8 protein-coding genes are annotated in these 12,360 nt (G+C 39.0%); 5 read left to right on the forward strand and 3 right to left on the reverse strand.

The window, feature by feature from the left end; genetic code table 11:
* Positions 1-12 precede the first annotated feature (12 nt).
* On the reverse strand, positions 13-945 hold the full coding sequence (locus tag BALCAV_RS18965; RefSeq protein WP_003322700.1) for an LCP family glycopolymer transferase: 933 nt from the start codon (positions 943-945) through the stop codon (positions 13-15).
* 191 nt (positions 946-1,136) lie between these two features.
* Between BALCAV_RS18965 and BALCAV_RS18970 the strand changes: the two genes are divergently transcribed.
* From BALCAV_RS18970 to BALCAV_RS18985, 4 genes are all read left to right on the forward strand, one after another.
* Positions 1,137-1,832: a YveK family protein gene (locus BALCAV_RS18970; RefSeq protein WP_003322701.1), complete on the forward strand. Its 696-nt coding sequence runs from the start codon at positions 1,137-1,139 to the stop codon at positions 1,830-1,832.
* Between the two features lie 15 nt (positions 1,833-1,847).
* A complete protein-coding gene (locus BALCAV_RS18975; protein ID WP_003322703.1) occupies positions 1,848-2,540 on the forward strand; it encodes a CpsD/CapB family tyrosine-protein kinase in 693 nt (230 codons plus the stop codon).
* Between the two features lie 210 nt (positions 2,541-2,750).
* Positions 2,751-4,775, forward strand: coding sequence for an InlB B-repeat-containing protein (locus tag BALCAV_RS18980; RefSeq protein ID WP_003322704.1), 2,025 nt, complete (start codon positions 2,751-2,753; stop codon positions 4,773-4,775).
* 90 nt (positions 4,776-4,865) lie between these two features.
* Positions 4,866-5,648 (forward strand): SGNH/GDSL hydrolase family protein, encoded by a 783-nt coding sequence (locus BALCAV_RS18985; protein ID WP_003322706.1) that lies wholly within the window; start codon positions 4,866-4,868, stop codon positions 5,646-5,648.
* 1,816 nt (positions 5,649-7,464) lie between these two features.
* Here the strand turns inward: BALCAV_RS18985 and BALCAV_RS18990 are convergent.
* Positions 7,465-8,802 (reverse strand): C40 family peptidase, encoded by a 1,338-nt coding sequence (locus tag BALCAV_RS18990; RefSeq protein ID WP_235213150.1) that lies wholly within the window; start codon positions 8,800-8,802, stop codon positions 7,465-7,467.
* Between the two features lie 1,302 nt (positions 8,803-10,104).
* Between BALCAV_RS18990 and BALCAV_RS21345 the strand changes: the two genes are divergently transcribed.
* Positions 10,105-11,613: a S1C family serine protease gene (locus BALCAV_RS21345; RefSeq protein WP_003324286.1), complete on the forward strand. Its 1,509-nt coding sequence runs from the start codon at positions 10,105-10,107 to the stop codon at positions 11,611-11,613.
* Positions 11,614-11,912: 299 nt separating this feature from the next.
* Here the strand turns inward: BALCAV_RS21345 and BALCAV_RS19000 are convergent.
* Positions 11,913-12,360: RNA-guided endonuclease TnpB family protein (locus BALCAV_RS19000; protein ID WP_040324246.1), on the reverse strand; the 448-nt coding region annotated here is incomplete at its 5' end.

Below are 12,360 nucleotides of genomic sequence, written 5' to 3' on the forward strand. Positions count from 1 at the left end.
AAAAACCTCTTCTTATTGAGAAGAGGCTGTATTACTAGTATCCAATTCTAAGTGAGCGCGTAATTCTTGACTGACTCGATTCACTTCTTCATCAGGTATTTGTAAATAATATATCCCATCAATTCTTTTTCCCGAACCTGTAATCTCCATTTGCTCGACATTATGTCGCGCTTCTTTATAGTTGGATTGGATCGCCCATATTCCATTTAAATCTAAGTCTGTTCTTACCGATTCACCAACCGCACTTAAGATTTGTCCCGCTTTCGTAATCGAACTAAATTGAGCACCTTCTTGAATGACGGCATCAACAATTTGACGTTGACGATCATTTCGACCGAAATCACCACGTGGGTCTTCGTATCTCATGCGTGAATAAGCGAGAGCTTCATCGCCATTTAAAAATAGTTCACCTTCATTAAAAGTAAACCCATCTTGTTGAAAAGCGAAAGCATTATCAACCGTCACTCCTCCTAACGCATCAACTAAGCCTTTAAATCCTTCCATATTAATACTCGCATAATGGTCAATCGGAATGTTCAAAAAGTTTTCGACCGTATTAATCGTCATTTGCACACCACCAAACGCATAGGCGTGGTTAATTTTATCTTGAAAGCCACGTCCAATAATTTCGGTACGAGTATCACGAGGAATACTTAACATTTTAACTGACTTTTCTTTCGGGTTCACCGTCATCACAATAATTGTATCGGAACGTCCTGAATGATTATCACCACGAGAGTCAACACCTGTAATTAAAAAGGATAACGGTTCCTGCTCTTCCATATTGACTTCCTTCTCACGTTTATCGGACACCGGACGATCGATTGACTCATGCATTTGATCGACTGTATTCGTCAGCGAATTATAAAGGTAGAAACCATAACCTACAACACTTAAAAACATGACCGCTAAAATAATCCCAAAAATCTTTAAGCCTTTTTTCATCTTGATTTTCTCCTTGATTCTCTCTTTTTTATCATATTAAGTTGACTTCTATTCTTTTCCACTACTTTCTATTATAGATGATCCTTTATATTAACAGCAAATGGATTTTTTTCTTTTCACTTTGACAAATTATGATATAATTCTAGGAGATTATACATGTACCTATTGCGGAAGGAGTTTTTCTGAAAATTATGGAAGAGACGATAAGTTTACAAGATATTTTTTCAACATTAAAAAGAAGGTTGAAATTGCTCATTATTATCCCACTTATTGCTTTAGTTATAAGTGGTTTAGTGAGTTATTTTCTTCTTACCCCTATATATGAGAGCTCCACCCAAATTTTAGTAACGCAAACGACTAACGAAAACATAACCCAGCAGGATATCCGGACAAATATTGAGGTAATTAACACCTATAATGATATTATTAAAAGTCCTGCTATTTTAGATCTTGTTGTGGCAGAACTCAATCTTGATATGTCGACCAGTTCCTTAAATAGTCTAATTTCCGTTTCTAGTCAAAATAATTCACAGGTTGTCACTTTATCGGTTGAACATGAAAACCCTGCTGCGGCCGCAAATATTGCCAATACAACCGCACTTGTGTTTCAGGAAAAAATTGTCGACTTAATGAATGTCGATAATGTCAACGTATTATCACCGGCTGTTGTTAGTGATTCGCCTTCTCCCATTAAGCCTAATCCTACTTTAAACATGGCGATTGCCTTAGTAGTTGGGTTAATGGCGGCAGTTGGACTTGCTTTCTTATTAGAGTATTTAGATCCGACGATTAAATCTGAAGAGGAATTAGAGAAATTACTTGGCTTGCCACTCCTAGGTGTCGTACCGAATATGGATGCGGAGCTTCAAGGGAAACAAAAATCATAAGAGGAGTGGAAACGATTGGCTAGACGTGAATTAAAAAGCACTGGAAAAAAACGAGCATTAATTGCCCATGAAAGAAAAAAATCACCGATTTCGGAGCAATTCCGGACAATTCGAACGAATATTGAGTTTTCTTCCGTTGATAAACAAATTAAAACATTACTCGTCACTTCTCCTGGGCCTGGCGAAGGAAAAACAACAACAGCGGCGAATCTCGCAATCGTTTTAGCCCAGAACGGAAACAGCGTATTATTAATTGATGCCGACTTACGGAAACCGACTGTTCATCATACATTTGGTGTCTTAAATACGCGTGGGTTAACAAGTCTTTTAACAAAAAAAGAAGATTTAGAGCATACGGTTCAGGCAAGTGAGATTGAAGGACTTTCTCTTTTACCAAGTGGACCAAATCCACCGAACCCTGCAGAGCTATTAAGTTCAAAAACGATGGAACATCTTTTGCAATCATTAGGAGAAAAGTATGATATGATCGTGCTTGATACTCCTCCTGTCATGGCGGTAACCGATGCTCAAGTGTTAGGAAATCGTGTTGATGCGTCTGTCCTAGTCGTCTCTAACGGCAAAACTGACCGTAATCAAGCGGTGAAAACAAAGGAATTGCTGACACAAACTTCTTCTAAATTATTGGGTGTTGTTTTTAATAATAAAGAAGTGAAAAAAGGGCATTATTACTATTATTACGGCGAATAATTATTGCAAAGATGATTGAAAACCCACGTTCATCCTCCTTTAGGGATTCGTGGGTTTTCCGCTTTTATACGAGTTGAGACCTTTAGTCGTCTCCTCCCGACAAATCCCTACTAATTTCTCCTATAGTCTTCCACTATATGCCACAATTCACTATAATAATAGTAATGATATCGGATGTTAGTAGAACTATATGGAATAGGAGTTATTCATATGTTAAAGAAAAAATGGTCGATTGTTGCAGCAAGTATCGCAGTTATGATCATTGGTATAATTGTCACCTTTTCCTTGCTCCATCCTGATAAAATGATGGCAATGGAATTAGAAGCGAAACAATCATTTGAAGATGCTGATTATGAGAAAAGTGTCGAGCTCTATTCGAAAATACTAGAGGAAGATCCTTATCATGTCGAAGCCCGAATGAGACTCGCCCAATCGTATGCGGCTTTATCACGCCTTGATGAAGCGGAAGAAACATTACTTGATGGTATTGACTTATTACCAAGAGAAGCGAGCTTTTATTCGTCCCTTTCCATGTTCTATATGGCTCAATTTAAGATCGATGCCGCTCTTTCAACACTCCAAGTCGGGATCGACAAAACGTCTGACGAAGATTTACATAATGAGTATGAGCAACTAACGGCTGGGATAGAGATAGTTTCTGAACGAACCTATGTACAACAAGGCTTTCAACGCTCTTTACAACTCGTTTGGTCCGATCATAATGGGGAAGAAGTTCCTTTAAAAGCTGATGAGTGGTCGCTCTCAGATGAAAAAGCAGCTGAATTGGAAGATAGAGAAGATAGCGTTATTTTTTATGGCAAAGAACCAGCTGAGGTAACGGTTGTCGCTTCTATAGGAGAGTTCGAACAAACGATTGACCTTTTTATTCTCGAACAAGTCGTTGAGGTTCTGACCTTTACAGAGGATTTCTCTGAGTCGCTTCCTTTAGCCATCGGAGAAGAAAAAGTGATCTCGATTAGAGCGGAAGATGCGACGGGTGCGGAAATGTCGTTCGAATCTACTTGGTCAACCGTGAACGGCTTAGGTTCTATCACGAGCTCAAGCGAGCAACAAGCCACATTTAACGCCGAACAAGAAGGTCTCGAAACGATTCGAGTGACCGTTCAAGATTTAACGCTTGAAGCGGAAATGGTCATTGATGGTCAAAACAAAACAATTTTAACTAAAACAGAAGGAAATGGCACGGTTGAACTCTCCCCTCAACAGCTATCTTACACGACCGGAAGCGAAGTAACGATTCAAGCCATACCTGCTGAAGGCTGGGAATTTGTCCGTTGGGAAGGCGATTTAGAAAGCTCTAACCAATCGGAAACGATCGTCGTCAATGATCATAAGCGTATTAAAGCGATTTTTTCACAAAATAATATTACATTAGCAGCGACTCATTCCGTCGGCGGTACGATTCATTCGAACAAACGCTTAACTCAAGTGCGTGAAAATGACCTTGTGACCTTAACAGCTGTTCCAGCAAGCGGCTGGCGCTTTGTACGATGGTCAGGTGACATGCCTTCAACTGAACGAAACCTTTCCCTCTTTATGAACCGTAACTATTCTGTGCATGCTGTCTTTGAACAGGAACAAACAACGTCCAATGAAGGTGAAGGAACAGGAACAAATGGAAATCAAGGGTCAGCTAACGAAAAAGAAACTGGAACGGATTCAAGACAAACGTACACTCTCTCCTACACTGCCGGTGAAGGAGGAAGCATTCAACCGAGTGCTCCTGGAAGCTCTTTTACTTCCGGTAGCGAGGTTGCTTTAACGGCTCACCCTAAAAAGGGTTGGGAATTCGTTAGCTGGAGCGGGGCGGCAACAGGAACAAACCCAACAATTACCTTAACGATGTCCCAAGACCAGCATGTCACTGCTTCTTTTAAAAAGAAAGAAAACACAACACCTGAACCACAACCAGAGCAAACCTATACATTATCCGCTTCTACTAGTGGACAAGGAAGTGTTTCACCTCGTTCAGGCGAGTACAAAGCAGGGACAAATGTAACGATTACCGCAACAGCTGAATCCGGTTGGAAATTTGTCCGTTGGCAAGGTGATGCCTCTGGTTCATCCTTAACGACTTCCGTCACGATGAATGGCAACCGCAACGTCACCGCTGTTTTTGAAAAAATTCAAGTGGAAGTACCATCCGAACCACCAACAGACGGAGACGACCAAGACGATTCAGAAGATGAAGAAGACGATCCAGCAAACGAATAAAAATCCTCAGCTTTGGAGTTTTCCGAAACGCCTGAGCTAGGATTGGATACCAGATAGACCTAATTTCCTGAAAAAGGAGCTGTAAGACAAATGAAAAATGTTCTATTAGTACTATTTGTAGTAGCTTGCTTAGCCCTATTAGTTGTCGGTCATTTTCAATACGAAGCTAAACTAAACAATATCGCAAGTGACGCCGAGGGCCAAGCGGTCTCTCAAGAGTTAACCCTTTCAACTGAAGAAGGTAGTCATGATGAGGATTCGCATCCAGAGCGTGTAGAAGGACTTATCAGGTCGGTCCTTAAAGCTCATAACACAGATACACTCTCGCTCGTTTATTTAGGCTCTGACGCCTTAGGAGAAGGAGAAGAAGGTTCTTGGCCACATTTAGTCAATGAACACCTCGTTGACTTACTAGGAGAAGAACAGGTTGAAACGAATTTAATCCCCGTCGGAATGGCCGGTTCAACTAGTTTATTAAACGACACCATGATCGAATCTATCTTGGAAACAGAACCAAATCTATTAATCATCGAACCACTCGTCTTAAATAACATTCGTTTTCAAAATGGATACGACATCACAACGACGATTGCCGATATTGAAACTTTGATAGCAGATATCCAAGAACGTGCATCTAATTTAGAAATCGTTATCACTCCATCGAACCCGATTCATAGTCCGACAAGTTATCATCTCGATATCGAACAGCTTCAAGAGTTCGCGACGACAAATGACTATCTTTACGCGAACCACTGGACGGAATGGCCCGATTACCATTCCGATGAGATCAAAGACTACTTACACGAAGGTCGACCAAACGAAGCCGGTCACCAAGTCTGGGCCGACTATATGATTGACTTTTTAACAAAATAAGTGATTCAAGTCGATAGCAAGTTAAAGTAGATTTAGAAAAGAGCCTTTTAGTTATAAAAGATGCCGCTCCATCCAAATGATGTCACTTCATTTGGATGGAGCGGTTTTTTTCTGTACCAGAGTCGGAATATATTACAGAAATAATTTAAATGTTTCACCCTCTCAGTTTTAAAGACTCATTAAAAATATTTTTTTGTTTAATTAAAAGGCATTACAAGGAAAAATAAGTTTAATTTCCTTTTAATCCTATGTGATAATCTGTTGAAAACTCATAAACATAATGTAACGCTAGAAAAGAAGCTGTAACCTCATACCTGTACAATAGGTTTTACGAGTCATAGGAGATGGGTATAGTTATAGTCAAAGAACAAAAAGAGTAGACTTGTAAAAAAAGTCCTACATCAAGATGGAAGTATATGATATAATTTTTAATATTAAGAATTTTATAATAATTTAAAGGGGATGATATACGTGCCTATTCAAGAAATGAAATCGATTTGGACTCCTCTAGCTCTCGTGCGCATTCGTTTTTTTAAATCCGACAATGGTAGAATATACATCAAAGTAGGCAATCGTCGCCGCCGCAAGTTCCTCAATTCAAAAGATAACTAATGTTAATTATGATAAATTAGGACTGTTCCAAAGGGTGTTTCATTCACTTTGGGACGGTCTTTTTTTGTGGGGTTATTAGATTGAATTTTATAGGTACTATAATTATGACAAAACTCTTATTTCATTACCAATTAAGCTTTATTTGCACCCTAATCTCGGCAACTCGTGAGTTTCATTACCTATTAACTATTATTCGCACCTTAATTCCAACAGCTCGGCTTTTTCATTACCTATTCACCATTATTCGCACCTTAATTCTAACTGCTCGGCTTTTTCATTACCTATCAACTATTATTCACACCTTAATTTCTTCAACTCATTTTTTTCATTACCTATTAACTTTTTTCGCACCTTAATTTCTTCAACTCGGCTTTTTCATTACCTATCAACTATTATTCGCACCCTAATCTCCGCAACTCGGCTTTTTCATTACCTATTAATCGTTATTCGCACCTTAATTCTAACTGCACGGCTTTTTCATTACCTATCAACTATTATTCGCACCCTAATCTCCGCAACGCAGTTTTTTCATTACCTATTAACTTTTTTCGCACCTTAATTTCTTCAACTCGGCTTTTTCATTACCTATTAATCGCTATTCGCACCTTAATCTCCGCAACTCGGCTTTTTCATTACCTATTAATCGTTATTCGCACCTTAATTCTAACTGCTCGGCTTTTTCATTACCTATCAACTATTATTCGCACCTTAATCTCCGCAACGCAGTTTTTTCATTACCTATTAACTTTTTTCGCACCTTAATCTCCGCAACTCGGCTTTTTCATTACCTATTCATCATTATTCGCACTCTAATCTCCGCAACGCAGTTTTTTCATTACCTATTACCAGTTTTTCGCACCTTAATTTCTGCAACTCAGTTTCTTCATTACTTATTAACTTTTTTCGCACCTTAATTCCAGCAGTTCGGCTTTTTCATTACCTATTCACCATTATTCGCGCCGTAATCCCCGCAACTCGGCTTTTTCATTACCTATTCACCATTATTCGCACCGTAATCCCCACAACTCGGCTTTCTCATTACCTATTACCAGTTTTTCGCACCCTAATCTCCGCAACTCGGCTTTTTCATTACCTATTCACCATTATTCGCACCGTAATCCCCACAACTCAGTTTTCCCATTACCAATCACAAAAACAAAAAAAAAACCCTCGACCACAGCAGCAGTCGAGGGTTTCTATTATTCTAGTGGAGGCGTTTTGCTCCAAGATAACGAGCTTTCCAGTAAGGGTTGTCCATGCTTGTAATGGTCACGCCTGTGGAAGAACCACTATGAATGAATTGGTTGTTCCCGATGTAAATTCCATTATGAGATGGTCCGCTTGTATAGGTTTCAAAGAAGACGACATCGCCAACACTCGGTTGAGAAACGGCAGTTCCCGCATTCCATTGTGTTGCGACTGTTCTTGTTAGGTTAACCCCTTGTTGTTTAAAGACGTATTGAATATATCCACTGCAATCAAACCCAGATGTTGTCGTACCTCCCCACAAATATGGGACTCCGATGTGTAAAGAAGCTTCCGCAATTAAGTTTGTCACAAAAGCTGCTGGTGATGTTGTGCTTGAGCCACCACTGTTGCCTGAATTGCCACTACCTGTTTGCTGTTGACCGCCTTGGTTCGTCGCTACTTCTCTTAGTTTTGCTAATGTTTGTGGTCCAGCAATTCCATCAACCGTTAAATTGTGAGACCTTTGGAAGGCGCGGACGGATGCTTCTGTATCTTTTCCAAAATAGCCGGTTGGGTTTTGGTTAAATACACCAACAGAACGTAATTGTGCTTGTAATTCTGTCACCGCATTACCGCTACTTCCGACTCGATAAATGCCATTTGCAATATTAGAAGGAGGTGCTGGTGTTGCAGTTTCTTCTTTAGGCTTACTGCTAGAACCTGAATTTGAATTTTGTGGAGGTGCTTGTCCACCGGCTTTATTCGCTAAAGCTTGTAACGTTTGCGGACCTGCAATTCCATCAACTAATAAGTTATGATCCCTTTGGAAATTAAGAACGGCTTGTCTTGTCCCATTGCCATAAATGCCATCGACTTTAATTTTGTAGTATCCGAGTGAAGCTAACTGCTGTTGTAATGTCGTAACAGCAGAACCGCGGCTTCCATTACGTAAAATGCCACTTGAAGCGACTTGGGTTGGGGCTGTTGTCGTCGTATTATTCGAGTTATTGTTATTACTCGCTTGTCCATTTGAGGATTGAGCTTTTCCTAATGCTGCAAATGTCTTCGGACCAACAATTCCGTCAGCTGTTAGATTATTCGCACGTTGAAAATCCTTTACAGCATCAATTGTAATTGTTCCAAAGTAACCAGTGGACTTTTCGTATGTAAAGAAGCCTTTATTCGATAAAACATCCTGTAACTCAATTACATCTGAATGGTTCATCCCAAAACGGAGTGTCTGATCTCCTAATGCTGCCTCAGCCACCATCGGAGTTGCAAGGGCAAGACCTGTTGCAACGGTCGAGGTCATAACCACTTTCTTCATTGTTGATTGTCTAGCTTTTTCTACCATCCTTAAAATCCTCCCACTCTTATGTTTGAATTATTCGAAAAACAAGTACTATTTTCATAGTTCTAATTCTATTACCTTTATTACTTTTTATATTATTAAATTCGTTATGACTTATAGACTATATTTATATTGATATTTTACTTTAAATGATGATATTATTCTATCCCTGTAACATAAATGTAATATTAAAGGATCAAAGTACCTAGTTATTTTTACACTACTAACTCATATGAAAATGGATATTTTTTATATTTTCTCATAATTCAGTTTAGATCAAGAGAAAACACCCATCGAAAACGCTTTAAATATATTTTCGGAAGGGACTTTTGATCCTTTTATTTAACAAATCATTCGATCTATATAAGTTAATTAATAAGAGAAATCGAAATCAAAACTAGGAAAAGAGGCTCTTTTCATTCGAAATAGAACCACTCCTTTTTTCATATATAAAATTCGATTCATCTTCCCAGCTCATTTACTCAATATTTGCTCAGCCTGTTGAAACCTACTCCCAAGCAATCAGCCTTCTTTGAACAACACCTCTCTTAATCCAATTTTTAGTAGTCACACTTTTTTATTAAGTAGATGCAAATAGCTATAATCACTTAAAAATACCTATAATTACTTAAAAATACCTATAAATTATCTTGAAATCGTGATAATATTGATTGATAAAATAGAACTTTTTTGGGGGTTACTTTTATGCCTATGCATCAAATGAAATCAATTTGGACTCCTTTAGCCCTTTTTCGTATTCATTTTTTTCGTTCAGATGATGGTGGCCTTTACATAAAAATAGGCAAGCGTCGCCGCCGAAAGATCAGCTCAAAGAAATAACGCTTACATTAAGTGGAGCTCCGGCTTCGCTTTTTTGTTTTTTTACCCTACACTTCCACTTATCGTTTTAATCCAGATTGCCGTGACCTCCTCCTTTTACTTAGAGCCGACTCCTCTATGTTAAAGCTTATAAACAGTTCTTTTTTATAAAAGGAGCTAAAAATTCCCTTTAAACTGAAACCTAATCGGCTTTGTTTACGTCTAATATTATAGGGATAGAAATTCACTAAATGTGAGTGCACAGTTAACGTCCATTTTTAGTAGAAATGAAACATTCTTCTATTCCTCCCTCAAGAATTATATCTTTCCTTATATTTTTTACAATTTATTTCAATTTTCCACCTATAAAATGATAGGTCTTGTTATAATGTGGGTATACTCTTACTAGAATCCATTTTTGAAGATTAATTGATTGCTATTATCATACCGAGTGATTCTAATACAAGATTAGAAGGAGGATATACAATGAGCGATCGTCTGAATGAAATCGATAGCAAAAATCCTTCCCTTTTTTCGAAAATCACAAAAAATAAAGTCATCTTCATTTTATTTGCCGCTGTTCTGTTCTTAGGAGTTGGCATCGGAGCAAGTTCATATTATACAAATGCCAATTCTATAGCGAAACAAGTCGGTGATCATGCAACCGCAATTATCGACCAACAAGATAAGAACAATTACATACCGGCTTTCCTTGAACAAAATGAAGAGTCCGAAGAGATAATCGTCGTCGAACCAGTTGAGGAAAAAGAGGAACCAACCGAACAGATTGAAGAAAATAAAGAGGAAGAAGACTTGGTTGTCGTTGAAGTAGATTCCTCTCCTCAAGAAAATGAGGAGGAAACTCGCGAACCAGAAGAAAGTGAAGTTGACCTAAAAGAGGAAGAGTCTAAGGATAAGAAGGAGTCTACAGATGAGATAGACGAAGTTGAAGACGAAACTGAAACGGATTCAGCTCAAGATACGAATGAGAAACGTCGCAATGAGCTTTTCCAGCAACTAAAAAACCAAGTGTTTACGGTTAATTCTAGCACTCATCAAGGTTCTGGTTTTCTTTATAATGACCAAGGAATTGTTATAACAAATGCCCATGTCGTCAAAGGTGATTTATTCGTCAATGTCAAACCACAAAATGGTCCACAGCTTGTTGCTGAGGTGATCGGGTATTCAAATGAAACGGATGTCGCGGTTTTGCTTGTGAATGATCTAATCGGTCAAAAACCGGCCCCACTTGAAAAAGGAAGCTCAATCGCGATTGGCGATGAAGTGATTACACTCGGAACACCACAGGGAGCTGATTTCACCATGACGAGTGGACAGATTACCGAAACTGGTCTGAACTTTTCAATTGGAAGCTTCTATTATTTAGATCTCTATGAATCATCAGCAAAAACTCGGCCTGGAAGTAGTGGTGGGCCGCTCATTTCCTTAAATACAGGAAAAGTTGTCGGTATTAATTCAGCGATGGATAAACACCGTGACAGCATTAGCTATTCGATCCCGTTGTTTACGGTTGATTCAATCATTCAAGATTGGGTAAAGTCACCACTTAGTCAAAGCGACCTACTCGTCCTTTACGGCGAAGAAGAGGCCGTTGTCATCGAAAGCGAAGGGCAAGGGACAGGTGATCCAAATAAAGAAGAAAAATCGGATGAAACTGGCGATAGCGCTAAGAATGAAGAGGAAGATAACGAAGGCAATGAAACAGAAACTGCCGGGAAATTTGACAGTAGCGCTCTAGATGCTACCCAAAATAATGAAACGGAAGAACCAACAGAAAAGGAAGCAAACACTGAAGAGGCCCCATCATTAATAGAAGAGCAAGCTCCGATTAATACTCCGTCTGTAGATGAAGAAACTGAGGAGAAAAAGGATGCTTACAGTGAAGATTCGGAAAAAGAGGACGAAACTGTGAGTGTTGATGCTGAGCTCGAACAAAAGGACGAATCAGAAGAAAGCACGGACGATGAGCTATAATAGATTTCAAGGAAGCTAGTTTTTTCTTGGACCTGATAGAAAAACAGCACGAAAATTATTTCAAAATATTTACTTCACCCTATCTGAGTTTTCCCTTATCAGGTAGGGTTTTTGGAGCTGTTTTGAAGATGTTAAAGGTGTTAGTGGTAAGTTTATTTGAACTACTCGCCACTTAGCTAACGCTTGAAGTGGGAGATTCTTGGGAACAGAGCGTACTTGCCAGCGCATTTCTTTGCCGACAGAGGTTTCTCTTATGGACCAAGCTATCCCCGTCGATTCCTACGGTTCTGGATGTTGTTTTAAGCCGTGTAGAAGGTTCTTAACCCTTCAGCTAGAATATTTTGGCTGGCATTGATATCTCGATCGTGATGTTTATCGCAAATAGGACACGTCCAATCCCTTATTTCAAGAGATCTCTTGCCGTCTTGATGTCCACATTCGGAACAGATTTGACTAGATGGATACCACCTGCTTATTTTCACGATGGTTTTCCCGTACCATTTTGCTTTGTATTCTAATTTCGATACAAAGGCAGACCAGGATACATCCGAGATCGATTTGGCTAACTTATGATTACGCAACATTCCTTTGGTGTTCAAATCTTCGATACAGACAATATCGTGGTTTTTGATGAGGTCTGTACTTAGTTTGTGAAGGAAATCGTCACGTTGGTTCATTACTCTTTCGTGTAATCTAGCAACTCTACGTTTTTGTTTTTGATAGTTTTTGGCATCAAGAAGGTTCATA

The organism is Alkalihalobacillus alcalophilus ATCC 27647 = CGMCC 1.3604 (genome assembly GCF_000292245.2).
GTDB classification, from domain to species: domain Bacteria; phylum Bacillota; class Bacilli; order Bacillales; family Bacillaceae_D; genus Alkalihalobacillus; species Alkalihalobacillus alcalophilus.

What these genes read in the sequence shown, in the direction of transcription:
- BALCAV_RS18980 (WP_003322704.1), top strand. Translation starts at nt 2,751, where the DNA reads ATGTTAAAGAAAAAATGGTCGATTGTTGCAGCAAGTATCGCAGTTATG.
- BALCAV_RS18965 (WP_003322700.1), bottom strand. Translation starts at nt 945, where the DNA reads ATGAAAAAAGGCTTAAAGATTTTTGGGATTATTTTAGCGGTCATGTTT.
- BALCAV_RS18990 (WP_235213150.1), bottom strand. Translation starts at nt 8,802, where the DNA reads ATGGTAGAAAAAGCTAGACAATCAACAATGAAGAAAGTGGTTATGACC.
- BALCAV_RS18970 (WP_003322701.1), top strand. Translation starts at nt 1,137, where the DNA reads ATGGAAGAGACGATAAGTTTACAAGATATTTTTTCAACATTAAAAAGA.
- BALCAV_RS18985 (WP_003322706.1), top strand. Translation starts at nt 4,866, where the DNA reads ATGAAAAATGTTCTATTAGTACTATTTGTAGTAGCTTGCTTAGCCCTA.
- BALCAV_RS21345 (WP_003324286.1), top strand. Translation starts at nt 10,105, where the DNA reads ATGAGCGATCGTCTGAATGAAATCGATAGCAAAAATCCTTCCCTTTTT.